This window comes from Janthinobacterium sp. 1L-D-8-B-C4 (assembly GCF_057291295.1).
The window spans coordinates 1-25,460 of the sequence record NZ_JBXAVX010000026.1 but is presented as its reverse complement, the minus strand read 5'-3'; the positions used below and the strand labels follow the sequence as shown (position 1 = coordinate 25,460).

Genomic DNA, 25,460 nt, shown 5'->3' with positions numbered 1-25,460 from the left:
GTTGGCCGGCGCTTCATGTCACGGTTTTACGTCCGGCGCCTTCTCGGCACTCTTCAGCGGCGTACTGAAATCCTTCATCAGATTGTCCTTGTCGCGGTCCTGCTTGAACAGTTCCAGCCGCGATGGCGTAATGCGGCGCGGCCAGGCATTGTTGCTGGTGTCAATGTCCGCCGTTTCCCAGTACGGGTCCTGCACCAGGCCCACCATCGGCTCATCAAGAACGATCACCTTGCTGATTTTCGTTGGCGAATAGCGCCACACTTCGGCCGGCACGCGCTCGATGATCTTCTTGCCGCTTTTCAGCTCGATTTCCAGGATCAAGGGCATCACCAGTCCGCCGAGGTTGGAAAAGTCGACCAGGTACAAGTGTTTGCCGGCGTTGCGCTGCGCCAGCAGCTTGCGCTCCCACGGTTCCAGTCCTTCCAGCTCTTCGGCGTGGCTGTTGCGGTCCTTGTTGGTGACCGTAAAATCATCGTGGCGATTATAGAAATCCTTCAATGACGGGTCCTGGTCGATTTTCTTCGGCAGGGCCTTGTTGCGCTGCGCCGAGATCGACAGCGGCTGCGCGTCGTGCTGCGCCTTCTTCCAGGCCTTTTCGATTTCCGGGTCTTTGGTGCTGACGCCATATTCGCTGATGCCGTCGATGCTGATGTCGACCGCGTCGGTGGTGTAGAACCAGCCGCGCCAGAACCAGTCCAGGTCCGTGCCCGACGCATCTTCCATGGTGCGGAAAAAATCGGCCGGCGTCGGGCGCTTGAATTTCCAGCGCTGCGCATACTGTTTGAAGGCGAAGTCAAACAGCTCGCGCCCGAGGATGGTCTCGCGCAGAATGTTCAGAGCCGTGGCCGGCTTGTCGTAGGCGTTGGCGGTGAACTGCAGCAGCGACTCGGAGTTGGTCATGATCGGCACCTGGTGCTGGCTGCGCATGTAGTCGACGATCTTGCGCGGCTCGCCATTCCAGGAAGGGAAATCGTCTTCCCACGCCTGCTCGGCCAGGTACTGCACGAAGGAATTGAGTCCCTCGTCCATCCAGGTCCACTGGCGCTCGTCCGAGTTGACGATCATCGGAAAATAATTGTGGCCCACTTCATGGATGATCACGCCGATCAGGTCGTATTTGGTCTTTTTCGAGTACGTCAGCTCGCCCGTTTTCTTGTCCTTCACGGGGCGCCCGCCGTTAAAGGCGATCATCGGATACTCCATGCCGCCGACCGCGCCGTTGACCGACAGCGCCACCGGATACGGATAGTCGAAGCTGTACTTGTTGTACTGCTCGATGGTGTGCGCCACGGCGCGCGTGCTGTACTGCTGCCACAGCGGATTGCCCTCGTTCGGGTAGTAGGACATCGCCAGCACGCGCTTGCCGCCGCTGTTCAAGCCCTGCGCATCCCAGATGAACTTGCGGCTCGACGCCCACGCCGCGTCGCGCACATTGGTGGCCTTGTAGTGCCAGGTCTTCATGGCCGTACTGCGGGTTTTTTCCGCCGCCAGCGCTTCGGCCGGCGTGACCACCATCAGCGGCACGTCGCTGGTTTTCGCGCGGGCCAGGCGCTCGCGCTGCGCGCCGGACAATACCTGCTGCGGGTTCTGCAGCTCGCCGGTGGCGGCCACCACATGGTCGGCGGGCACCGTCAGGTACAGCTCGTAGTCGCCAAATTCCAGCGTGAATTCACCGGAGCCAAGAAATTGCTTGTTCTGCCAGCCCACCGCGTCGTAATAGGCTGCCATGCGCGGAAACCACTGCGCCACCTGGAAGATCGTGTTCTTGTCGTCTTCAAAATACTCGTAGCCGGAACGCTCGACCAGCACCTTCTGGTCGTTGATCAGATAGGACCAGGCGATATTGAAGGCGATGCTCTGGCCCGGCGCCAGCGGCACCGGCAAATCGATGCGCAGCATGGTCTGGTTGACCACATGCGCCAGCGGCTGGCCATTGGCCAGGGTAATGGCGCCAAGCTTGAAGCCGCCGTCGAATTCGCGCCCCGCGTGAATGGCGCGCAGGTCCTCGAACTTCAAGGCCTGCTCTTCATCGCCACTGAGCCAGGCCTGGCGCGACGGCGCGCTCAGCACGCGACGCTGGTCGGCGTCCTTGCGCAAGCCGTTCTGGTCCAGCTGCAGCCACAGGTAGGCCAGGCTGTCGGGCGAGCGGTTGTGATAGGTGATCGTCTCGCTGGCGCTAATGGCGCGGCGCTCTTCGTCGAGCGTGGCATGGATCACGTAATCGGCACGCTGCTGCCAGTAGGCGTGGCCGGGCGCGCCCGAAGCGGTGCGGTAGTTGTTCGGCGTGGGCAGCAGTTCTTCAAGCTGGCGGAACTTGTCGTCGAACGGCGCGGCCGGGCCACACAGGCCGGGCAAGGACACCAACAGGGGCAAACAGAGGGCTAGCAAACGAACAAGGACCGGCATGGTGCATTCCATCTGGAAATAAGAACAGAACTGCATTCTAAATCCAGGCTGTTTGACTACCGATCATTATTTCGCGTGTGGAATCCTGACCACAGTGGCGCGCCAGGCCGTCACGCCTGGCGCGCTACCAGAGCATCAGACCCGCAGCAGCACCTGGTACTGGCGGCTCTCGTCGCGCAGCGCAATCGTGTCGCCAGCAACGGCCACGCCATCGACCGACAAGCCAGGCGCCTGGCCCTGCGCTTTTTCCACCGTAATGGCGTAGCTGCTGGCGCCAAAACGGTAGTGCAGCTTGAAGCTGGTCCATTCGGCCGGCAGCATCGGCGCCAGGCGCAGCTGGTTCGCTTCGCGCGACACGCCCAGCAGCGACTCGATGATCAGGCGGTACAGCCAGCCCGACGAACCCGTGTACCAGCTCCAGCCGCCACGCCCCACGTGCGGCGAGACCGCATACACGTCGGCCGTCACCACATACGGTTCGACCTTGTAGCGTGCCACCGCTTCGGCGTCTTCGGCATGGCGCACCGGGCTGATCATGCGCATCAGTTCCCACGCTTTTTCGCTGTCGCCCATGCGCGCAAACGCCATCGCCGTCCAGATCGCCGCATGGGTGTACTGGCCGCCGTTTTCACGCACGCCAGGCACATAACCGCGAATATAGCCGGGGTTCAGGTCGGCCTTGTCGAACGGCGGATCGAGCAATTGAATCACGCCCGAATCGCGCCGCACCAGGCGCGCATCGACCTGGCGCATGGCGCCGGTCACGCGTTCCTGGTTGGCCGCGCCCGACAGCACGCCCCAGCTTTGCGAAATCGAATCGATCTGGCATTCCTGGTTGGTGTGCGAACCGAGCGGCGTGCCGTCGTCAAAATACGCGCGGCGGTACCACTCGCCGTCCCAAGCATGTTCCTCGACATTGGCCGACAATTTCACCGCTTCATCGCGGCAGAACTGCGCGAATTCGCTATCGCCGCGCAGCACCGCCACTTCGGCAAAGCGCTGCAGCACTTCATACAGGAAGAAGGCCAACCAGACGCTTTCGCCCTTGCCGTGCTCGCCCACCTTGTCCATGCCGTCGTTCCAGTCGCACGAACCCATCAAAGGCAAGCCGTGCACGCCCATGCGCAGGCCGTGGCGTATCGCCCGCACGCAGTGTTCGTACAGATCGGCCGACTCGTTCGAACGTACCGGCAGGTCGTAGTAGGAATCTTCTTCCGGCTTGACGGCGCGCCCTTCGATGAAGTGCACCGTTTCCGACATCACGGCCAGGTCGCCGGTGGCCGTCACATAGCGGCAGGCAGCCAGCGGCAGCCACAGGTAGTCGTCCGAGCAGTGCGTGCGCACGCCGCGGTCGGCCGGCGGATGCCACCAGTGCATCACGTCGCCTTCGAGGAACTGGTGCGCGGCGCTGACCAGCAAGTGGCCACGCAGCAGCTCCGGCTTGGTATGGATCATCGCCATCGCATCTTGCAGCTGGTCGCGGAAGCCATACGCGCCACCGGACTGGTAATAGCCGCTGCGCGCCCACATGCGGCAGGCGATGGTCTGGTACATCAGCCAGCCGTTGGCGATCACGTCCAGGGTCGGATCGGGCGTTTCGATACGCACCGCGCCCAGCGTGGTTTCCCAGTGCGCATGCACATTGGCCAGCGCCGCACGGGCAGCGTCCTTGCCCATGTGACGCTGCACCACGGTGCTGGCGTCGGCATTGCGGCGCCCGCCCACGCCAAGGATAAAGACGATTTCGCGCTCCTGCCCCGGTTGCAGTTCGAACGGCACCTGGATCGCGGCGCAGGCATCGAGCCCCGTGCCGGCCTTGCCGGACAGGCGCACGCGGCGCAGCGCGGCCGGCTGCGCCAGGCTGCCATTGCGGCCGATGAATTCATTGCGGTCGCAGGTGACCGAGCGGATGCTGGCGTCGGTATTGAAAAAGCCCACGCGGCCGGAAAACTCGGTGTTGTAGTTATTGCGCGCGAACAGCGCGCCGCTGACGGAATCCACTTCCGTCACCACATGCATGCCGGACTTGGCGCGCAGGTCGGCCAGCACCCATTCCACATAACCGGTAACGGACAGGCGGCGCGCCACGCCGCTGTCGTTGCGCAGCTTGACGACCGAGTATTTCACCGGCGCGTCCAGCGCCACATAGGTACACAGCTCGCTGGAAATACCGCTCTCGGTGTGTTCGAACACGCTGAAGCCGAAGCCGTGGCGCGTCACGTAGTCGCCGCTGCCGCGCGCCGGCAAGGCCGTCGGCGACCAGAACTGGCCGCTGTCTTCGTCGCGGATATAAAACGCTTCACCGGACAGATCGGACACCGGATCGTTATGCCATGGCGTGAGGCGGAATTCATGCGCGTTTTCGCTCCAGGTGTAGGCCTGGCCGCTTTCCGAGATGACGGTGCCGAACTGCGCATTGGCCAGCACGTTCGACCATGGCGCCGGCGTGCGCTGGCCTTCGCCGGTGGTGATCACATATTCGCGGCCGTCCGGCGTGAAGCCGCCCAGGCCGTTTTCCAGGATCAGCTCGCGCTTTGGCGCGCGGTGCGGCGCCAGGATCAATTCGCGGCCGCCCTCCAGCATCAGCGGCGGCATGCGCAGCACCGGGCTGGCAGGCCGCTTGACCTGCTCGGCCAGGGTGCCGCGCGTGTCGCTGATGATGGCCCGCGCCACCGATTGCAGCAAGATGCGGTCTTCATTGGCAATCTGGTCGGCCAGGCGCACGAAGATGCCGCCCGGGCGGTCGATCGCCTGCGCGTCGATGCCCGAGGCGATCAGACCCATGATCTGTTCCTGCAGCAGCTGGCGGTAGCCCGACTGGTCTTCGTACCAGATCACCAGGTCGACCACCAGGCCTTTCAGGCGCCAGTAGGCATGCGCCTGCACCATTTGCCGCGCCAGTTCGATATTGGCCGGGTCGCGGATCTGCAGCAGCACGATCGGCAGGTCGCCGGAAATCGCGTAGGCCCACAGGCCCGACTGGCCGCGGTGGTTCTTGATCAGGATGCTGGCGTCGGCGCGCAGCGAAGCGTTCGGGTAGATCACGGCATTGGCCAGGCGCGCATACAGCTGCGCATCGGCTTCGCTGGCATTGAGCTGGCGCAGCACTACCTGGCTATGGGTCCAGGCCAGTTCGAACACGCGGTCGGCCAGGTGGCGGTCCTGGTATTTGTCGATCAGGTGCAGCGCCGCTTCGCGCTGCTCGACCATGCCCGTTACGCTGTCGACCGTAATGGCCTGGTCGGGCGCCAGCGTGATGACGTAGCGGATCGCCACGACAGGATCGAGCACCGAGCCCTGGCCACCGCTCAGCGGCCCTTCTTGCTGCAGCGCCAGCGGCAGCTGCGCCGTGTTGCCGCGGCCGATAAAGCGCGAGCGGTCGGTCTCGAACGAGACCTCGTAGCCAGTGGCGTCATGCACCGTCATCACATGCAGCATCCATGGCATCTGCTCGTCTTTCGAGCGCGGACGGCGGGTGCACAGAATGGCGTTTTCCTGGGTCAGGATTTCGGTCTGCACGAACAGTTTGCTGAACGCCGGATGGGCCGCATCGGCTGCCGACGGCGCCATCACCACTTCGGCAAAGCTGGTGATCTCGATACGCCGCTGGCGGTTCGAATTGTTGCTGATGCGGGTGCGGCGGATCTCGATATCGTCCTCGGGCGAGACGACGATTTCGGTGTACAGGTCCAGCCCATGGTCGGCGCGGCGGAATTCGGCGCGCCCTTCCGAAAAGATCACTTCATATTTTTTCGGCTCGACCAGGGTCGGCTGGTAGGTAGTGGACCAGACATCGCCCTCGTCGAGGTCGCGCAGGTAGCAGAAATTGCCCCAGTTGTCGCGCGTGCTGTCTTCGCGCCAGCGCGTCACCGACAGGTCTTTCCAGCGGCTGTAGCTGCCGCCGGCATTGCTGACCATGACGTGGTAGCGGCCGTTCGACAGCAGCTGGGTTTCGGGCACGGCGCTGTTGGCCTGGGTGAGGATGCGCATCGGCATGCTCTGCTCGGTGGCGCTGCTGCGCAACACCGCCAGTTCGGCCGTGTTCGAGTAAAAGGCGCCGGCCTGCGGCGTGCGTTCCTGCAGCACCAGCAGGGCCGATTGCAGCAGCGGATCGGATTCGAAACGGCGCTGCATCGGCCGGTCATGCAGCAGGTAGCTGAGGGCCAGGAAACCCATGCCCTGGTGGTGCACCATGTACGAGCGAATGATGGCGCTGGTCTGGCCGCGCGGCAGGCGCGCGGCGGTAAAATCGATCGCTTCGAAAAAGCCGTAGCGGCCCATGTAGCCGGCCGCCTGCATGCGCTGCATGTTCTGGCACGACTCTTCCGGTTTCACCATCAGGCCCATCATGCTGGCGTACGGTGCGATCACCAGGTCGTCGGCCAGGCCGCGCTTGAGGCCCAGGCCCGGCACGCCGAACGCGCGGTACTGGTAGTTGAGGCTGGCGTCGACCGTGTTGTAGCCCGATTCGGACACGCCCCACGGCACGTCGCGCTGGCGGCCATAGTCGATCTGCGCTTCGATCACCGAGTGATAGGTCTGGTCGAGCAAAGTGTTCGGGTAGTTCGGCATCACCAGGAGCGGCATCAGGTACTCGAACATCGAGCCGCTCCACGACAGCAAGACCGGCTGGCCGGCCACCATGCACAGCTGGCGGCCCAGCGCAAACCAGTGCTCCTGCGGCAGCTGGCCCTGGGCAATCGCGATAAAGCTGGCCAGGCGCACTTCGGAGGCCAGCAAGTCGTAATAGCTGGCGTCGAGGCGGCGTTCGCTAACGTTGTAGCCGATCGCCAGCAGCTTGGTCGAGGTGTTGTACAAAAAGCCGTATTCGATCTGCGCAAAGTCGCGCGCCTGGCCTGCCGCCTGGGCAATATCGCGTACATTGCGGATCGCCTGTTCGCGTCCTTGCGCCAGCAGGCTGGCCAGCTCGGGCAGCATGCCGGCCGGCGCTTCCAGGGTCGCCAGTTCACGCAGGGTCGGCACGCGCGAGAGCATACCATCGAGGCCCGCATGCGCGGCCCAGGGCGCCAGTTGCAGCAGTTCGGCCAGCGCCGCGCGGCACTGGCGCGCCAGCGCATCGCTCCACATCGCCAGCTCGTTGTCGCTATCGTGCAGGGAAAGGGTCAGCAGTGCATCGGCCGCGCTGTTGGCCGCACCCAGGTAGGCATGCCACTCGGGGAGGCTGGCCGGCGTGGCCTCGGCCTGCAATAGCGCCAGCGCCTCACGCGCACCCTTGGCACTGCTGTCGGCGGTGATGAATTCCTGCAGCACCTGCGCCGTGGTGCGGATGCCATGGACGATCTGCGCACCGATGATGGGCGCGTCGTACAGTTCCACCAGGCCGGGCTGCAAGGTCAGCAGGTGGCCGGCCAGGTTGCCGCTGTCGACCGTCGAAATATACATCGGCTGCAGCGGCTTGCGGGTCTGCGTGTCGTACCAGTTGTAGAAGTGGCCCTGGAAGCGTTCCAGTTCGCCCATGCTGGTCAAGGTGGCGCGGCTGCGTTCGATCAGCTGGCCCATGGTGATATAGCCGAAATCGTAGGCCGTCAGGTTGGCCAGCAGCGCCAGGCCGATATTGGTTGGCGAGGTGCGGTGCGCCACCACCAGGGCTGGGTGCTCCTGCATGTTATCGGGTGGCAGCCAATGGTCGTCGGGGCCGACAAAGGTGTCGAAATAGGCCCAGGTCTTGCGCGCCACTCCATGCAGGAATTCGCCCTGCTCGGCCGACAGGCGGGCCACGGCGCGCTTGATCGGACGGCTGATGCGCCATGCGATGACGGGCGCGGCAAGCCACAGCACGAGGATGATGACGGCGGCCGGCAGCGCTTCCGGGCGCCAGTGCAGCAGCGCGGCAAAGGTGGCCAGCGCCAGCGCCGGCGAGCACCACATCGCGCGCCAGCTGTCGCTCTGGGCGCCGCTGGAGCTGTGCAGGTTCGAGGCGCGCCAGTCAAGCAGATGCTTGTGCGACACGTTCAGTCGCCACAGCGTGCGCACGATGGCGTCGAGGCTGATGAAAGCTTCGTACGGCAAGAACACCAGGGTCAGCATGGCATGCGAAAACTGCACGCTGCAACGGCGTTCAAAGGCGTCCAGGTGCTGGCGCCACAAGGTGTCGGCTGGTTTGCGCAGCAGGTCGTACAGGGCCGAGACCACCGGCGGCAGGAAGATGATCGCCAGCACCGCCGCGCTCCAGAACGCCACCTGCGGCAAAAAGCCCCAGGTCAGCAGCAAGGAGGCGGTGGTGGCCGGCGCGACCAGGCTGCGGCGCAGGTTGTCAAACAGCTTCCAGCGCGACAGCATCGACAGCGGATTGCGTTCGCGCTTGCCGCCACGGCCGGGCACGCGGCCCAGCAGCCAGCCGATCAGCTGCCAGTCGCCGCGGATCCAGCGCTGGCGGCGGCTCACGTCGGCGTCGTAGCGGGCCGGATATTCTTCATACAGCTGCGAGTCGCTCAGCAGCCCCGCGCGCAGATAGCAGCCTTCGAGCAAATCGTGGCTGAGGATCTTGTTGTCGGGCAGGCGCTGGCCCAGCACGCGCTCGAACATGTCGAGGTCGTAGATGCCCTTGCCGATGAAGGAGCCTTCATAAAACACGTCCTGGTACAGGTCGGATACGGTGCGCGTGTAAGGGTCGATGCCCGGCTCGCCGCCGCACATCAGTTCGTACTGCGAGGCATTGGCGCTGGGCAGGGCAACCGCCACGCGCGGCTGCAAAATACCGTAGCCGGCGATCACGCGCGAGCCGGCCGCGTCAAGCACGGGGCGGTTCAGCGGGTGCATCATGGTGGCGACGAAGTGGCGCGCCGCATCGCGCGGCAGCTGCGTGTCGGTATCGAGCGTGATCACATATTTGATGGTGCGCAGGCCGCGCAACTCGCCTTCGACCAGCATGAACTTGTCGCGCGCGCCACCGCGCAGGAACAAATTCAGGTCGGACAATTTGCCACGCTTGCGTTCCTGGCCCATCCACGCATTCTGCTGCGAATTGAACAGGCGCGGGCGGTGCAGCAGCAGGAAGGGGCCGGCCTGGCCCAGGTCTTCCGGATCGGCCGGGTCGCCGTTTTCCTTGAACTGTTCGCCTTCGACGCGGTATTTTTCATTGAGGCCACGGATGATGGCTTGCGCCTGTTGCAGCAGGGCCTCGTCGCCGGGCAGGGTTTGCGTGGGCGCGTCGACAAAATCGGTCAGCAGGCAAAAGCGCAGGTTCGGGTCGCGGTTGGCCAGATAGCGCACTTCCAGCGCTTCGCACAACTCGGCCACGTTTGCTTCGCTGTAGATCAGGGTCGGCACCACCACGATGGCGCGCGCGTCCGACGGAATGCCGGCCTTGTAGTCCAGGCGCGGCAGCGGATGCGGCACCGTCATCAAGGTTGCCACCCAGTTGACCAGCGCCACGGCCAGCTGGCTGCTGCCCAGCAGCGCCAGCACACCGAGGGCGGCCAGCGGCCAGCCCGAAACACCATAACGCACGGCGCGTTCCAATAGCAGCGCGCTGGCGGCCAGGGCCAGGAAAGAAATCGTGCCCAGGTAGACCGCCAGCGGCGAGGCGCGCGCGGTATGCTCCAGCGCTTCGCGCAATGGCAGCTTGGCGCCGGCCTGTTTTTCCAGGATCAATACGCCGCGTCCGACCAGGTAAAAGCCGATATGGCCTTTGCGTGTGTCGATGCTGGCGCCATGCGTCTGCGCCAGCTGCACCGCCATTTCGGCCACTTCCATTTCGCTGCGTTCGCTGCGCCTGGCAATGCGTTCGATCACATGGCGGTAGCTGTCGCGGGTGGCGAAATCCATGGCGCCATAGGTGCCGGCCGGGTCCAGGCGCAAGGTCTGTTCGACCACGCTCATGGTTTCGACGAATTCCTGCCAGTCCATGGTGCCCAGGAAGCGCAGGCTGCCGATGCTGTTGGCGATCGACACCTGGTCGGCCGCCTGCTGGCCGATCTCGGCCTGCACCTGCTGGTCGATGGTGAGCCCGGATTCGGCCAGCTTGTGCGTCAGCCACGACAAGGCCAGCGTCAGCGATGGGCTTTGTCCTTGCAGCCGGCGCGACAGCTCGGCGACAAACGCACTGCTGGTGGGCGGATTCGAGCGCGCCATGTCGGCGACCAGCAAAATCAGGCCACTCGGGTTGCTGTCGGCGATCTCCATCATCTGGTCGGCCCAGCCATTGGCCAGGTCGCGTTGCAAGCGGTCGTCGGCCACGCGCGCGGCCACGCGGCGCAGGTTCTCGATCAGCGCCAGGCGCAGCATGATCGGCACGGCCCACAGCTCGCCCAGGGTCAGGGTGGCAACGTCCTGGTAGGCTTCGACGAAGTGGCACAGGTTTTCCATGTCCACGTGACCATCGCCATGCGAAATGATTTCCAGCGCAATTTTATACACGCGCGGACAGCCGGCATCCTGGCCGGTGCTCAGGCGCGGCAGTTCCTTGCTGTAGTTCTTCGGCAGGTGGCGCCGGGTGGTGCGGATCTGTTCTTCGATCAGGTAGAAATTATCGAGCAGCCATTCCGAAGCGGGCGTGACCTGGCGCCCGCTTTTCACGGTGTCCGTCAGCTCATTGACGGTGGCGGTGATCAGCGCAGCATTGTCGGCCAGGCGCGCCAGCAGCCGGTCGCGGCCATGCCGCTTGCCGACCGCATGGCCGCTGGCGATGTTCTTGCCGTGCGCCGCCATCTGCATGGCGCTGAATAATTCCGAACGCAAGGGCAAGGCGTCGTCGCGCGCAGCATCGAAGCTGTCGCCCGCGCGGGCGGGATTCATATTGCCGCGGAAAATGTGCTTGAAACGGGAAAGCTTTTCCTTGACTGCTGCTGTGTACTCTTTCAACTTGGCCTCGCTAGGTGCGCGCATGAAACGACGGCACCCGCCGCAATGCCACGGCCGGTTTGCGCAAGCAAAGCAGGCACTGGCAAAGACGGAAAGCAAAGCGCCGGAGCGTTGCGATGAATCTCAATGATCAGAGAGATTTTCTGATCTTCATCGTAGGTGCGCACTCGGCAAGCCACCGTGCGCTAGCGTACACACAGCGGGCATTAACAGCGGGCGGCCCCAGAAAGTTGCCGCCAGGCCGTGGTATTGACTCCAAACAGGAATAAAAGCAATTGCCGATCAGGCCACAATCGGCAGTGCGCGAGGGGCGAAGGCGGCCATGGCGATGCCGCCGTTCAATTGCCAGGCTGCGCCGTGACCGAGACGGCGCAAACAGGCGGCGGCGCGCGCGCTGCGGTTGCCGCTGCGGCAGAAAAACACCAGCGGACGCTGTGGTTTGCGCAGCCAGCCGGCCACTTCGCCGGCCAGGCGGCTCAGCGGCACGCGCTGCACGGTGGCGCCATCGAACACCTGCCCCATGCAGGCGGCCTGTTCATAGGCTTCGCGCACATCGACCACGATAGCGTCCGGATGCGCACCCAGCCAGGCCGCCAGGCCAGCGGCGTCGAGCTGCAGCGCCGCGCCAGCGGCCGGTACGGCGCGCACGCTGGCGCAGATGCTGCCATCATCGCGTGAGCCGCACAGCACGGTATCGGGCGTGACCAGATCCGGACTCAGCAAGGCCGCCACCACGTGCGCATCGAGCACGCCCGTGAAGGCAAAGCTGCTCCCCAGCAAATACACCTGCGTATCGCCGCAATCGATGCGGCGCAGGCCGGCGCCAAACGCCAGCCTGCCTTGCGCATCGAAGCCATCGGCCGCCTCAATGCCCAGGTCAGCCAGCAGCGCCAGGCGCGCCGCGCCCTGCTCCGGCGCGGCTTCGGTTTGCACGATGGCCTGCACGCCATAGCCCTGGCAGCGCACGAAGGCGGCAAGGCGCGGCACCAGCGCGGCTTGCGGGTCGATGATCACGCAACTGGCGCTGGCCGCGTCCGTCAGCAGCCAGGTGTTACGGCCGTCGACGCTCAGTTGCGTGACGCCATCGCGCAAGCTGGCCAAGGGCGCCAGAACGGACGGCAGCAAGCCGCTGGCGCGCAGCGCCTCGCCGCAGCGCTCGATACGTGCGCAGGCGGCAAGAATGGTTGCCTCGTCGGTCAGCGGGCCGAATGACAGGCGTATCGCCGAACTGGCGCGCCACTGCGGCACTTGCATCGCCTCGAGCACATAGCTGGGCAAGGCTTTCGAGGCCGAACAGGCGCTGCCCGAACTGACGCGCACGCCGGCCGCATCGAACAGGTCCAGCAATTCCCTGGACGATAAACCGGGCACGGAGAAATTGAGCGTGGTGGACAGCGACAGCGCCAACGGCATGTTGAAGACAATGCCGGGCAAGGCCCGCTCCAGGCTGGCCACCAGGCGTGCGCGAAAGGCCGCCAGTTGCGGTGGGCTGCGGAAGGTGGCGCCGTCGCCGAGCGCCGCCAGCACCGCGCCCAGCGCGGCGATGCCAGCCATGTTTTCGGTGCCCGAGCGCAAGCCTGTTTCCTGGCCGCCACCCATCATCAAGGGCGTGAATGGCGCGCCGGCACGCACATACAGCATGCCGATGCCTTTCGGCGCATACAGCTTGTGGCCCGAAAAGGGCGCATAATCGATGCGGGTGGCGGCCAGGTTCAGCTGCAGCTTGCCCAGCGCCTGCACGCAGTCGACCATCCAGTAAGCATTCGCGCCGCATTCGCGCAGCAGTTGCGCAATCGCCGACAGATCGCTGATCACGCCGGTCTCGTTATTGGCCGCCATGGTGCACAGCATGGCGGTGTCGCCGATCAGTTCGCCCAGCGCGCCAAGATCGTGGCGGCCGTCGGTGTCGACCGGCAGCGCGCGCAAGGTGAGGTTCAGGCCCAGCAAGCGGTTCCAGTGCGCCAGGCTTTCCGGTACCGCCTTGTGCTCGGTCGCGCCATACAGCAGCAGGCTGCCGATGCGCTGGCCGGCATCGCGCCGCTCGCGCAACGCGCACAGCGCCGACAGCACTGCCGTCTGTATGCCCTCGGTGGCACCGCTGTTGAACATCAGCCGCCCTTCCCCGGCACCCAGCAGGCGGCGCGCCAGCGCACGCACGCCATCCATCATGGCCCTGGCCTGCAAGCCGGTGGCATGGGTACTGCTGGGGTTGCCATAACCGTGCGCCATGGCCGCGCTGGCGGCGGCAACGGCGGCAGGCAGCACGCTGGTGGTGGCATTGCAGTCGAGGTAGATGTCTTTCATGTTCGTCGCTTCGTCAGGCAGTAGTTGGGCAGGCAATCAGTCTACCAAGCGCTGCCCGTGAAGATATGCCAAAAGACACTGCGAATACGCTACCATGCAGCATGAACATGCTATTAATGGCGATATATAAAAATGAATTCACTTTCCCATCCGCTCGACAAATTCGACTGCGCCATCCTGGCAGCCTTGCAGAGCGACGGCACCTTGTCGATCGCCGCCCTGAGCGAACGCATCGGCCTGTCCAGCACGCCATGCTGGAAAAGGGTCAAGCGGCTGGAAGAAGAGGGGTATATCGAGAGCCGGGTGGCGATTGTCAACCGGCAGAAAGTCGGCCTGCCGGTCACCGTGTTTGTCAGCGTGCGCACCGGGCAGCACGATGAAAAATGGCTGCGCCGCTTTGCCGCCGCCGTCATCGTGATGCCCGAGGTGCAGGAATTTCACCGCATGAGCGGCGACATCGATTACTTGCTGAAGGTGGTCACCACCGATATCAAGGGCTATGACCTGTTTTACAAAAAGCTGATCAAGGCGGCCCAGCTGCTGGGCGTGTCATCGGCGTTTTCCATGGAACAGATCAAGTACAGCACGGAACTGCCCCTGGAGCTGATCGCACATGGCCTGCCGGCCTGAAACCATTGCAGCTTGCTTAAGCTTGCTCTTCAGTTACGTTGCTGCATCGCAACATAAACTGGCCGAAAGATAGGGAAATCAGCGGTGCAGTTACCGCCAGTCGGTATACTTTCGCGCTTGCCCGCCGCGCGCGGGGTCACGCACAAGGTTTTTCATGCATTTTCTCAGCCGCCTCTCGATCCAGAAAAAACTGCTGTTCAGCATGGGCTTTTGCCTGCTGCTGTTCATGGCGATCTCTTCCTTCCTCAGCGTGCGCATGAGCAGCGGCTATGTGCGCGAACGCGTCGTCAGCCACGAATTGCCGGCCCAGGTCGGCGAGATCCGCAACGACGTGCTGCGCCAGATCAGCCAGCCCTTGTCGGTGGTGCAAACCATGGCCAACGATATTTATCTGCAGGACTGGGAAGACGCAGGGTTGCCCGATGACGGCCTGGCTGCCTTCCAGCGCTACGCCAGTGCCATCAAGACACAAAACAAGGCGGCCTCGATCAACTGGGCCTCGGGCAGCACCGGCAAATACTTCACCACCGAAGGCTTGCTGCGCACCCTGGACAAGAACGCGGCCGCAGACCAGTGGTTCTACCGCCTGCTGGCCGGCGACAAGCCGTATACGCTCGATATCGACAAGGCCGTCGATTCCAGCAGCATCATGCTGTATCTCAATGCGCGCGGCCAGACGGCGGGCGGCAAGCCGTACGCGGCCGGCCTGGGCCTGTCCATCGATGCGCTGGCCGAAACCATCCGCAGCTACAAGATCGGCCAGACCGGCCATGTCTACCTGGTGCGCGCCAATGGCACCGTGCTGATCCATCGCGATTCGGCACTGGCCGATGGCAAGCATTTGCTGAAGAACCTGCCCGGCTTCGATGAGGCACTCAGCAGCAGCCTGCTGACGGGCAAGAAATACAGTTCCAGCATGTACATGGCGCCGGCCGGCAAGCAATTCGTGGCCGCCTCGTTCGTGCCGGAATTGAATCTGTATGTGGTGGCCGAAGTGCCGGAAGCGGAAGTGCTGGGCAACGTAATGCGTTCGGCGCTTGTCGCCGCGCTGGTGGCCGGCCTGGTCGGCGGCGGCGTAGCCTTGTGCATCATCTATATGATCAGCCGCGCGATTGCCGCACCGGTGGCGCGCGCAGCGCACATGCTGGGCGATATCGCCAGCGGCAATGGCGACCTGAGCCGCCGCATGGTAGTCGAGTCCGAAGATGAAGTCGGTGCCCTGGCTGCCGCCTTTAACCGTTTTGTGGCGTCGCTGAACGTGACGATACGCGAAGTTCGTGACAGTACAGTGGCGATTGCGGCCGCTTCAAGTGAAATTGCCACTGGCAACCTGGACCTGTCGGCACGCACCGAAGCCCAGGCCTCGAGCCTGGAAGAAACGGCGGCCGCCATGGAGGAGCTGACCTCGACCGTGAAACAGAATGCCGACAATGCGCGTCAGGCCAACCAGCTGGTGGTGTCCGCTTCCGGCCATGCCGTCAAGGGCGGCGAGGTGGTCGGCCAGGTGGTGCAAACGATGGGAGCGATTACAGAAAGTTCACGCAAGATCGCCGATATTATCGGCGTGATTGATGGCATAGCCTTCCAAACCAATATCCTGGCGCTGAATGCCGCAGTGGAGGCGGCGCGCGCCGGCGAACAGGGCCGCGGCTTTGCGGTGGTCGCCACCGAAGTGCGCAACCTGGCGCAGCGCTCCGCCGCCGCCGCCAGGGAAATCAAGGACCTGATTGTCGATTCGGGCAGCAAAGTGGAGGCGGGTAGCCGCCTGGTCGATATGGCTGGCGCAACCATGCAGGATATCGTCGTGTCGGTGCAGCAAGTAACCGACCTGATGGGCGAGATCGCCTCGGCCAGCCACGAGCAGAGCCAGGGCATAGCGCAAGTCAATGCCACCGTGACGCAGATGGATGACGCCACCCAGCAAAACGCGGCGCTGGTGGAAGAAGCGGCGGCCGCTGCCCAGTCGCTGCAGGATCAGGCGGCGCGCCTGGCGCAGGTGGTGAGTGTGTTCACGCTCGAGGAAGCTGGCCACGCGCCTGTGGCCGGCTTGCTGCTCAGATAGCTGGCTGCTTGAGCGTGGCGGCGTTCTTGAAAAAGTCGTGGATGCCGCTCTCGCTCATGCGGCGCGCATTGGCCAGTTCGCCACCCTTGGTAGCGTACAGCACCTGGTTGTCGCTGCTCGACACCAGCACGGCGGCCGGAATGCCTTTTTTCAGCGGATTGCCATAGGCGTTCGCCACGTCCAGGTTATGGTCGAAATTGCCCACGTCGACTTTCACCACCTTGAATTCCTTCTGCATCAGCTCGGCATTTTTGCCTTCCTTCAAGGCCTTGTCGAGTGCGCGGCAGTCTTCGCACCAGTTGGCGCCAAAAATCAGCAGCACCGGCACATGGGCCGCCTTGGCTTCGGCCAGCGCGTGGGCCACGTCGGCCTTGGCGTCGGCGGCGGCGTTGTACGGCAGGTGCTGGGCGGTGGCTGGCGCGGGCGTTGGCGCGGCGGCGATGGCGGCGCCGGACAGCAGCAGGCTGGCAAGAACAGTGGAAAGAAGACGCATGCGGGGCTCCAGGGAAACAGGACATGAGGCAGGCTGGCCAGGGCCAGCGAGCGCGACTGTCTAGAATATGCCTGCTGCGCAGAAATATCTACAATTTATTTGCACTGTGCTTATGCGGAAAGCATATAAGCATGCGCCGGCAACGAATGCGAACGCATGGGATAATGTCCGGCTCTGCATGAGCAACGCTAACGCGCCTTCCAACATGAGCACTTCTTTCCTGGCACGCTGGCTGCCGCAACCGAACAATGGCAGCCGCCGCGAACAATTGCGCGCCTGCGCGGGCGCCATCTGCGGCCTGCTGCTGACGGGCCTGACCTGCCATTTCCTGCTCGCCCCGGACAGTGCCAGCATCTACCTGATCGCGCCGATGGGCGCTTCCGCCGTATTGCTGTTCTGCCTGCCGGCCAGCCCGCTGGCCCAGCCATGGTCGGTGGTGGGCGGCAATGTGGTGTCCGGCCTGGTGGGCGCGGCCTGCGTCAAATGGCTGGGACCCGGCGTCGGCGTGGCGGCGCTGGCCGCCTGCCTGGCAATTGCCGCCATGTTTGCCCTGCGCTGTCTGCATCCGCCCGGTGGCGCCGTAGCGTTGACGACCGTTGTCGGCGGCGCCAGCGTGCAGGCGGCCGGCTTTGAGTTCGTCTTCGTGACAGTCCTGTTCAACTCCGCCATCCTGGTCGCCTGCGCCGTGCTGTACAACAACCTGACGGGGCGCCGCTATCCGCATGCCCAGCAACTGGCGCCGGCCCATCCGCACGCCACTGACGACGAGGTGCCGAGCGCGCGCCTGGGCTTTACGGCCGACGACCTCGACGCCGTGCTGCGCCAGCACGGCGAAGTGCTCGATATCAGCCGCGACGACCTGCAGGCGATCTTTTTGCAAACCGAGCTGCGCGCGTACCAGCGCCGCTTCGGCGTCGTCACCTGCCTTGACATCATGTCGAAAGATGTATTGCATGCCGAGTTCGGCACGCCACTCGACGAGGCCTGGCAGTCGATGCGCACGCACGATATCGGCGCCCTGCCCGTGCTGAATCGCGCGCGCCGCGTGATCGGCATCATCACGCAGACCGACTTCCTGCGCCATGGCGGCCTCGACGATTACCAGGGCATGCGCCATCGCCTGCGCGCCATTTTGCAGCGCAGCGGCCTGTCGCATACCGAGCGCCCGGAAGTGGTGGGCCAGTTGATGACGCACAAGCCGCACACGGCGCGCCTGGGCACGCCCATTATCGACCTGGTGCCGCTGATGGCCGACGCCGGCTACCATCATATTCCCATCGTCGATGATGAAGACCGGCTGGCCGGCATTATCAGCCAGTCCGACCTGATGGCGGCCCTGTATGAAACGCGCTTTGCCGAGGCGGCCGCATGAGCAGCTTCGACGCCGTGCTGTCCACGGCTGCCGGCAGCACGCCCGTCATCGCCGATTTTTTTGGCAATACACTGGTGATCGGCAACGCCAGCGTGGACCTGAGCCAGGTGGTGGTCAGCGTGGGCGGCATGGAGCAGCCCGAACTGTTCCTGAACTGGCTCGATGCGCAGGGCCGGCAGGCATCGCTGAAACCGGCGAGCGCCGACGATATCGCCACCGTGCTGCAGCAAGCGCCAACGTCCTTGCAGCCATCGCTGCAGAAACTCTGGCGCGAACGCAAGCAGAACCGGCGGCAAGTAGCCGGCTGGCTGGCTGGATTGACAGGCGCGGCGCTACTGGCCGGCGGTTTGTTCTGGTGGCAAGGAAATAACGCCATCGGCGCGCTGGCCGGCCTGATTCCGCTGTCGACGGAAAAGCAGCTGGGCGAGCTGGCGCTGGCGCAGGTACGCGCCCAGGGCAGCCTGGCCGCCAGTGGCGCGGCGCAGCAAACGGTGCAGGAGATCGGCCAGCGCCTCACCATCGGCTCGCGCTACCAGTACCGCTGGTTCGTCAGGCAGGACGACAGCATCAATGCGTTTGCCATGCCAGGCGGCATTATCGTCGTGCACACGGGCTTGCTGCGCCAGGCCGGCAATCCCGGTGAACTGGCCGGCGTGCTGGCCCATGAAGTACAGCATGTGGAACAGCGCCACTCGCTGCGGCAGATGATCACCAGCCTGGGCTGGGGTGCGCTGGTGGCCGTGACCATCGGCGATATCAGCGCCGTGGCCGCCATGCTGGCGCACCAGGCCGGCGCCATGTATTTCAGCCGCGACATGGAAGAAGAAGCGGACCGGCTTGGCGTGCAAGCGCTTCAACATGCACGCATCCGCCCGGACGGCATGCTGGCGTTTTTCCAGAAGATGCGCGAAGAAGACAGCGGCAAGACAGCTGCACCGGGCTGGATCTCGTCGCATCCGCAGACGGCGGCGCGCGTGCAGCGGGTCACGGACCTGATCAATGCAGCGCCCTGCGCTGACTGCGTGCCTTTGACCAGCAGCCATTGGCAAGCGATGAAGGCGGCGTTGCCTGTGGAAGGCAAGCAGTAAGCAGCAAGCAGGGCAATATTTCCTGCAAGCGAGTTGAGCGATGGCGTATGCTTACGCCCCGGCCACTGTCCATCCAGACACTGCCATCCCGTTCATTCTCCTTACCAAGGACACCGCGCATGAAGCATCGTTTTATACTCGGCACCCTCGCCGCCTCCCTGTTGCTGGCCTTTGCGCCACTGTCGCAAGCGGCCCAGCCGGTTGCCAAGCCTGTCGCCGTCAGTGCGCCGCAAGCCAGGCAGCGATTGCAGGCAGTGGCCGACCAGTACTACGATGCGCTGGCCCGTTTCGAGCCGATCAACGCCACCGAGAGCGGCGACAACCGTTTTGACGACCAGCTCGGTTCAGCCATCGTGCCGGCCGCGCGTGCGAAGCAGTTTGCCCTGTACCGCCAATACCAGAAAACCTTGCGCGCAATTGCCCGCCAGCAGTTGTCGCAGCAGGACCAGATCAACTACGACATCCTCGACTATGAGCTGGCGACCGCCCTGTCGTTCGAGCGTTTCCCCGAATACCTGCTGCCCCTGAACCAGATGGACAGCATGCCGGTAACGCTGGCCAACTACGCGGGCGGCGAAGCGTCGCAGCCGCTGGTCACCGTCGCCCAGTATGATGCCTACCTGAGCCGCCTGAACCAGCTGCCCGGCTGGATCGACCAGGCGATCGCCAATATGCGCACCGGCATGCAAAAGAAGATCGTGCTGCCGAAGCCGCTGATCGAGTCCGCCCTGCCGCAATTCAAGAAACTGGTCAGCGCCACGCCGCAGGAAAGCGTGTACTACACACCCGTCAAGAACCTGCCGGCCAGCTTTGGCGAAGCCGACAAACAGCGTTTGACGCAGGCGTATACCGAGGTCGTCAGCGGCAAATTGATGCCGGCCCTGCAGCGCCTGGCCACCTTCATGGAAAACGACTACCTGCCGGCCGGCCGTGCCAGCAGCGGCTGGAGCGCGCTGCCAGACGGCGCCGCCTGGTACCAGGCGCGCGTGGCGTCGAGCACCACCACCGACATGAAACCGGAACAGATCCATGCGATCGGCCTGAAGGAAGTGGCGCGCATCCAGGGCCAGTATGCGATCGTCGGCCCGAAGATGGGTTACACGGGCCCGGCCGCCGGCCTGCCGGTATGGGTCTCGGAACAGGCGAAATACCGCCCGTTCAAGACCGACCAGGAAGTGCTCGATGTGTATCGCAAACTGAATGTTCTGCTCGATACCAAATTGCCGGCGCTGTTCACGCTGGTGCCGAAGGCGCCACTGGACTTGCGCCTGGAACCTGAACTGAGCCGCGACACCGCCGCCGACCACTATACGGCGCCGGCCGCCGACGGCTCGCGCCCGGGCGTGTTCTGGTCGGTGGTGACCGATCCCAAGCTGTACGGCGACACCGGCATGACCACCTTGTTCCTGCACGAAGGCAAGCCGGGCCACCATTTCCACCTGGCGCTGGTGCAGGAAATGGACTTGCCGAACTTCCGCCGCTTTGGCGGCAATAACGCGTTTACGGAAGGCTGGGCCCTGTACGCGGAAACGCTGGGCAAGGAAATGGGCCTGTTCGACGATCCGGCCCAGTACTTTGGCCACCTGAACGATGAAATGCTGCGCGCCGTGCGCCTGGTGGTCGACACCGGCTTGCACACCAAGGGCTGGACTCGCGAGCAGACCATCAAGTACATGCGCGACACCCTGGGCTACGACGCGGTGGCGAAAAGCGAGACGGAACGCTATATGGCCTGGCCGGGCCAGGCGCTGGGCTACAAGATCGGCGCACTGAAAATCATCGAACTGCGCCAGCGCGCGCAAGCGGCGCTCGGTGACAAGTTCAGCCTGCCGAAATTCCACGAGGTGGTGCTGAGTGACGGCACCTTGCCCTTGAAACTGCTGGAAGCCAAGGTCGACCGCTGGATCGCGCAACAGCAGCAACAGCAGCAACAGCAGCAGTAACAGCGCTGCGTTCATTTGACGCAGCGCAATACCCCGCCTGAAAACCATGCTGCAGGACAGGACGCCAGGAACCGATGGCGCCCTGTACTGCCTAACTTCCATCTTCATGGGAGGCAGCATGGAAAGCGAAGGCAAGAGCAACGGCGCCCTGCTCCATTACACCAGCGCGCGCAGCGAACCCGATGGCCGCGCGCACCGGCGCCTGCCCGGCGAGGGCCGCCAGCGGCCGCAACTGCTGGGCCACGCGCTGGGCTGGTTCAGCATCGCGCTGGGCCTGGCACAACTGCTGGCGCCGCGCAGCGTGGCGCGCGCCAGCGGCCTGAACAACGTGTCACCCCTGTTGATACGCGCCATCGGCATACGCGAACTGGCCAGCGGCATCGGTCTGCTGCGCCAGGAAACGCCACCGGCCTGGCGCTGGTCGCGCGTGGCTGGCGACGCCATGGACTTGTCGCTGCTGGGCGTGGCCATGACCAGTCCGCGCCACGCCCGTTCGCGCCTGGCAACGACGGCGGCGCTGGTGGCCGGTATCGCCGCCATCGACTACATGGCCAGCGTCCAGCTGGCGCCACGCAAGCTCAGCGAACTGCCCGCCCCTGGCGAGAGCGGTCTGTCGATGCAAAAAAGCATGATCGTCAACCGCTCGGCCGACGACTGCTACAACGCCTGGCGCAACCTTGAAAACCTGCCGCGCTTCATGCCCGGCCTGGTATCGGTGCAGGTGCTCGATGCGCGCCGTTCACGCTGGCACAGCGCCGGCGGCGTGTGGACGAGCGAGGTGACGCGGGAAGAGCCGGGCAAACGCATCGAGTGGCGCGCCGAGGAACACCTCGATGAAACGGGCGCACTGGAGTTCTCGCCGGCACCCGGCGGACGCGGCACCGTAATGACCTTGCACACGCACATGCGCCCGCCTGCCGGCCAGGTCGGCAAGGCCGTCAGTGAGCTGTTCAGCGAAGCACCGGCCTACAAGCTCGAGACTACCCTGCGCCGTTTCAAGCAGTGGATGGAAACGGGCGAAGTGGCCACCACCGACGGCCAGCCCAGCGGCAAGCGCAGCCTCAAGACGCGGCTGCTGCACAAGACGCTCAAGACCGCCGACGCCACCGATACCTCATTGACAGGAGACCACTCATGAAAGCCACCTGCTGGCACGGCAAGCGCGACGTCAGGGTCGAGCAAGTGCCCGATCCCACCATCCTCAATCCGCGCGACGCCATCATCAAGGTCAGTTCCACCGCCATTTGCGGCTCCGACCTGCACCTGTACAACGGCGTCGTGCCGACCATGGAGCAAGGCGACATTCTCGGCCATGAATTCATGGGTGAAGTGGTGGCGCTGGGCGCCGGCGTCGGCAACCTGAAGGTGGGCGAGCGGGTAGTAGTACCGTTTCCGATCGCCTGCGGCCAGTGCTTCTTTTGCGAACAGCAGCTTTATTCCGTATGCGAAAACTCGAACCCCAACGCCTACCTGGCGGAAAAAATGTGGGGCCATTCCGGTGCCGGCATCTTTGGTTACTCGCACCTGACGGGCGGCTACGCCGGTGGCCAGGCCGAGTTCGTGCGCGTGCCCTATGCCGACGTCGGCCCGATCAGCATACCGGCCGAACTGAAGGATGAAGAAGTGCTGTTCCTGTCCGATATCCTGCCGACCGGCTATATGGCGGCCGAAGCCTGCGACATCAAGCCGGGCCAGGTGGTGGCGGTGTGGGGCTGCGGCCCGGTCGGCCAGTTCGCCATCCAGAGCGCCTTTGTGCTCGGCGCCGAGCGCGTGATCGCCATCGACCGCCAGCCCGAGCGCCTGCGCATGGCGCGTGAACTGTCGGGCGCTGAGACGCTGCATTTCGAGGAAGTCGACGTGCCCGACGCGCTGCGCGAAATGACCGGCGGGCGCGGCCCCGATGCCTGCATCGACGCGGTCGGCATGGAAGCGCATGGCGCCGGCATCAGCCATATCTACGACCGGCTCAAACAGACCCTGAAACTGGAATCGGACCGCCCCATCGCCCTGCGTGAAGCCTTGATGAGTTGCCGCAACGGCGGCGTGGTGTCGGTGGCCGGCGTGTATGGCGGCTTCAGCGACAAGATTCCGTTCGGTTCCATCATGAACCGCTCGCTGACCATCAGGACAGGGCAAACCCATGTGCAGCGCTACCTGCAGCCACTGCTCGAACGCATACAGCGCGGCCAATTCAATCCGGCCGCCATCATTTCACATCACCTGAGCCTGGACGAAGCGCCGCATGGCTACGAGATCTTCCAGAAAAAACAGGAACAATGCATCAAGGTCGTCATGCACCCGGACTGAGCCAGGCGTTATACCAGCAAGGCGGCGCTCATCGAGCGCACTTCTTCGCCGGACTCGGCCAGGATGCTTTGCAAAGTGTCGTTGTCGATGATGAATTCGATCACCGAGTCCGAAGGCGTGAGCATTTCAACGAACGTCGTTTGCAGCGGCGACGGCACGGGGGCCAGCTGCTTGGCCAGCAGCAGGGTATCGAGCAGGGAATCGGGCGGGATCGCGAGCAGGCCGTCGCGCAGGCCTTCGATGGCCTCGCTGACCGGTTGCGGGATCAGCAGCTTCTTCATCACTTCGCGTGAAATGATTTCCTCGGCCGATTCCATCCACTGTTCGCCATCATCGTCGAGCAGGCCCGGAAACTCGTCGGCGCGCGACAGCAGGTAAAAGCCGCCCACCTCGTGCACGATGCCGGCGAACAGGGCGGTATCGGCATCGACATGCGTGACGCGGCGCGCGATCACATGGGCCAGCGCGGCCACGTGCGCCGTGTGCTCCCACAACTGGGTCGCCTTCTGGCGCAGCACCGGATCGGCGATCTTGCTGCCGAACTGGCGCACCACCATTGCCGCCACCAGCGAATACAGGTTGCGGTAGCCCATGCGCATGACGGCGGCGCGCACGCTGGTCACGGGCCGCGCATCGCCGCGGCTGTACACCGCCGAATTGGCCAGCGCGACGGTGCGCGCCGCCAGCAGGGGTTCGGCCAGCACCAGTTTGATCGCATGATCGATATGGCAATCCGGTTCCGCCAGGGCCAGTTGCAACTGCAACGCGGAATTGACACTGATAGGAAACACCAGTTCTCCGCGTACCGCCTGGGAAACAATCAATCCGAATGCCTGTAGTTTATTCATCACCCTGCTGTCCGTCCCGGTTATTCTTTTAATATTGCATCACTTTATATCAGAATCATTGCCGTTCTCACGCGCAATTAAAATCCGCTGACTTCAGGCAAAGATATCGACGCCAGCGTACGCTCGTCGCCAATCACGAACAGCTTTTGCTGTTGCAATACCTGTAATAGAAAGGGCTGGCCCTCGCGCAAGCGGCGCTGGAAGTCAAGCAGCGTGTACAGATTCGGATTGATTTTGCGGCGCAAGGTGCGCTCGGCCGGCGCCAGCCGCGTCAAGAGGTCGCCGTAATTGGCCTCCTCGGCTACCAGCAGCAGATCGATGGCGCTGCCGGGAAGATCCTGGCCCGTGGCCGTGGCGCCGCACACGAACGCCAGCTGCAACTGGGCGCGCAACGGCGCCAGCGTGCTGCTGAGCACCCCCACCAGGCCAAAGGTCTTTTGCACCAGGCCGCTCAACTCCGGATACACCAGGCTTTCCTTGTTCGGCCAGAAGCGCCGCACATTGCCGATCCGCTCGGACGTGATCAGCCCCGCATCATGCAGCCGCCGCAACTCGCGCTGCGCCGACGCACTGCCCAGGCCCGTCAGCCGCATGATCTCATTCAGATGAAACCCTTCGTTGACGCGCACAAACAGCAGTCCCAACAGCTTTTGCTGGGCGGGAGAGAACAGGGCTTGAGCGATCATGCGCCAGATCTTAGCATGAGCGCGCTGGAAACTGGCGTGGAAAAATCGCCTCGACTTGCCAAGCCCCGGCCCAGACGTCAGGCCATTGCGCAATACTGGGGACGAAAAAAAACGGCACCCGAAGGTGCCGCTCTTGTCAGCTGGTAGCTAGTGTTACGCTTCGTCGCCGTGGTGATGTTGGGCTTGCGTTTCGATGTCCTGCAACGCTTCGGCAGCTTCGCCGGCCATCGAGGCTTTCTCTGCCAGCAGCAGGGCTTGACGCTCTTCGCCCAACCCGTACTTCTTTCTCTTTGCGTGCGCGGCGGGGGCAAAATCGTCGACGTAAAAAAACGGCACCCGAAGGTGCCGTTCTTGTCAGCTGGTAGCTAGTGTTACGCTTCGTCGCCGTGGTGGTGCTGGGCTTGCGTTTCGATGTCCTGCAACGCTTCGGCAGCTTCGCCGGCCATCGAGGCTTTCTCGGCCAGCAGCAGGGCTTGACGCTCTTCGCCCAACCCGCAC

General features: G+C 64.0%; 13 protein-coding genes. 7 read left to right on the top strand and 6 right to left on the bottom strand.

The window, feature by feature from the left end; genetic code table 11:
• Window positions 1-18 precede the first annotated feature (18 nt).
• The 3 genes from AC0Z42_RS28935 to AC0Z42_RS28925 all read right to left on the bottom strand — a co-directional run bounded on the left by AC0Z42_RS28935 (window position 19) and on the right by AC0Z42_RS28925 (window position 13,533).
• Window positions 19-2,406 carry a M1 family metallopeptidase gene (locus tag AC0Z42_RS28935; RefSeq protein WP_485471514.1) on the bottom strand — a complete coding sequence of 796 codons (2,388 nt, stop codon included), beginning with the start codon at window positions 2,404-2,406 and terminating at the stop codon, window positions 19-21.
• Between the two features lie 135 nt (window positions 2,407-2,541).
• A complete protein-coding gene (locus AC0Z42_RS28930; protein WP_485471513.1) occupies window positions 2,542-11,163 on the bottom strand; it encodes a glycoside hydrolase family 94 protein in 8,622 nt (2,873 codons plus the stop codon).
• Between the two features lie 348 nt (window positions 11,164-11,511).
• Complete coding sequence (locus AC0Z42_RS28925) at window positions 11,512-13,533, bottom strand: aminotransferase class V-fold PLP-dependent enzyme (RefSeq protein ID WP_485471512.1); 2,022 nt, start codon at window positions 13,531-13,533, stop codon at window positions 11,512-11,514.
• Between the two features lie 132 nt (window positions 13,534-13,665).
• On the opposite strand from AC0Z42_RS28925, the gene AC0Z42_RS28920 reads away from it, so the two are divergent.
• Window positions 13,666-14,163, top strand: a complete 498-nt coding sequence (locus AC0Z42_RS28920; protein WP_308923513.1) for an Lrp/AsnC family transcriptional regulator — start codon at window positions 13,666-13,668, stop codon at window positions 14,161-14,163.
• Between the two features lie 154 nt (window positions 14,164-14,317).
• Window positions 14,318-16,225, top strand: a complete 1,908-nt coding sequence (locus AC0Z42_RS28915) for a methyl-accepting chemotaxis protein (protein WP_485471511.1) — start codon at window positions 14,318-14,320, stop codon at window positions 16,223-16,225.
• Here the strand turns inward: AC0Z42_RS28915 and AC0Z42_RS28910 are convergent.
• Window positions 16,218-16,718 carry a thioredoxin family protein gene (locus AC0Z42_RS28910; RefSeq protein ID WP_485471510.1) on the bottom strand — a complete coding sequence of 167 codons (501 nt, stop codon included), beginning with the start codon at window positions 16,716-16,718 and terminating at the stop codon, window positions 16,218-16,220. The genes AC0Z42_RS28915 and AC0Z42_RS28910 overlap by 8 nt on opposite strands.
• 205 nt (window positions 16,719-16,923) lie before the next feature.
• On the opposite strand from AC0Z42_RS28910, the gene AC0Z42_RS28905 reads away from it, so the two are divergent.
• The 5 genes from AC0Z42_RS28905 (at window position 16,924) to AC0Z42_RS28885 (ending at window position 23,428) form a co-directional block, all read left to right on the top strand.
• Window positions 16,924-18,090: an HPP family protein gene (locus AC0Z42_RS28905; RefSeq protein ID WP_485471509.1), complete on the top strand. Its 1,167-nt coding sequence runs from the start codon at window positions 16,924-16,926 to the stop codon at window positions 18,088-18,090.
• Window positions 18,087-19,178: a M48 family metallopeptidase gene (locus AC0Z42_RS28900; RefSeq protein ID WP_485471508.1), complete on the top strand. Its 1,092-nt coding sequence runs from the start codon at window positions 18,087-18,089 to the stop codon at window positions 19,176-19,178. The genes AC0Z42_RS28905 and AC0Z42_RS28900 overlap by 4 nt, the downstream gene beginning before the upstream one ends.
• A gap of 119 nt (window positions 19,179-19,297) precedes the next feature.
• Complete coding sequence (locus AC0Z42_RS28895) at window positions 19,298-21,121, top strand: DUF885 domain-containing protein (RefSeq protein WP_485471507.1); 1,824 nt, start codon at window positions 19,298-19,300, stop codon at window positions 21,119-21,121.
• 46 nt (window positions 21,122-21,167) lie between these two features.
• Window positions 21,168-22,259 (top strand): SRPBCC family protein, encoded by a 1,092-nt coding sequence (locus tag AC0Z42_RS28890; RefSeq protein WP_485471506.1) that lies wholly within the window; start codon window positions 21,168-21,170, stop codon window positions 22,257-22,259.
• Window positions 22,256-23,428 carry a zinc-dependent alcohol dehydrogenase gene (locus AC0Z42_RS28885; protein ID WP_485471505.1) on the top strand — a complete coding sequence of 391 codons (1,173 nt, stop codon included), beginning with the start codon at window positions 22,256-22,258 and terminating at the stop codon, window positions 23,426-23,428. The genes AC0Z42_RS28890 and AC0Z42_RS28885 overlap by 4 nt, the downstream gene beginning before the upstream one ends.
• An 8-nt stretch (window positions 23,429-23,436) precedes the next feature.
• Here AC0Z42_RS28885 and AC0Z42_RS28880 read toward each other — a convergent pair whose 3' ends face one another.
• Together AC0Z42_RS28880 and AC0Z42_RS28875 are read right to left on the bottom strand one after the other, a co-directional pair.
• Window positions 23,437-24,276, bottom strand: a complete 840-nt coding sequence (locus tag AC0Z42_RS28880) for an HDOD domain-containing protein (RefSeq protein WP_485471504.1) — start codon at window positions 24,274-24,276, stop codon at window positions 23,437-23,439.
• A 77-nt stretch (window positions 24,277-24,353) separates the two neighbouring features.
• Entirely contained in the window at window positions 24,354-24,962 is a 609-nt protein-coding gene (locus tag AC0Z42_RS28875) for an ArsR family transcriptional regulator (RefSeq protein ID WP_485471503.1), read from the bottom strand.
• Between the last annotated feature and the right edge of the window lie 498 nt (window positions 24,963-25,460).

What these genes read in the sequence shown, in the direction of transcription:
- AC0Z42_RS28935 (WP_485471514.1), bottom strand. Translation starts at nt 2,406, where the DNA reads ATGCCGGTCCTTGTTCGTTTGCTAGCCCTCTGTTTGCCCCTGTTGGTG.
- AC0Z42_RS28930 (WP_485471513.1), bottom strand. Translation starts at nt 11,163, where the DNA reads ATGAATCCCGCCCGCGCGGGCGACAGCTTCGATGCTGCGCGCGACGAC.
- AC0Z42_RS28925 (WP_485471512.1), bottom strand. Translation starts at nt 13,533, where the DNA reads ATGAAAGACATCTACCTCGACTGCAATGCCACCACCAGCGTGCTGCCT.
- AC0Z42_RS28920 (WP_308923513.1), top strand. Translation starts at nt 13,666, where the DNA reads ATGAATTCACTTTCCCATCCGCTCGACAAATTCGACTGCGCCATCCTG.
- AC0Z42_RS28915 (WP_485471511.1), top strand. Translation starts at nt 14,318, where the DNA reads ATGCATTTTCTCAGCCGCCTCTCGATCCAGAAAAAACTGCTGTTCAGC.
- AC0Z42_RS28910 (WP_485471510.1), bottom strand. Translation starts at nt 16,718, where the DNA reads ATGCGTCTTCTTTCCACTGTTCTTGCCAGCCTGCTGCTGTCCGGCGCC.
- AC0Z42_RS28905 (WP_485471509.1), top strand. Translation starts at nt 16,924, where the DNA reads ATGAGCACTTCTTTCCTGGCACGCTGGCTGCCGCAACCGAACAATGGC.
- AC0Z42_RS28900 (WP_485471508.1), top strand. Translation starts at nt 18,087, where the DNA reads ATGAGCAGCTTCGACGCCGTGCTGTCCACGGCTGCCGGCAGCACGCCC.
- AC0Z42_RS28895 (WP_485471507.1), top strand. Translation starts at nt 19,298, where the DNA reads ATGAAGCATCGTTTTATACTCGGCACCCTCGCCGCCTCCCTGTTGCTG.
- AC0Z42_RS28890 (WP_485471506.1), top strand. Translation starts at nt 21,168, where the DNA reads ATGCTGCAGGACAGGACGCCAGGAACCGATGGCGCCCTGTACTGCCTA.
- AC0Z42_RS28885 (WP_485471505.1), top strand. Translation starts at nt 22,256, where the DNA reads ATGAAAGCCACCTGCTGGCACGGCAAGCGCGACGTCAGGGTCGAGCAA.
- AC0Z42_RS28880 (WP_485471504.1), bottom strand. Translation starts at nt 24,276, where the DNA reads ATGAATAAACTACAGGCATTCGGATTGATTGTTTCCCAGGCGGTACGC.
- AC0Z42_RS28875 (WP_485471503.1), bottom strand. Translation starts at nt 24,962, where the DNA reads ATGATCGCTCAAGCCCTGTTCTCTCCCGCCCAGCAAAAGCTGTTGGGA.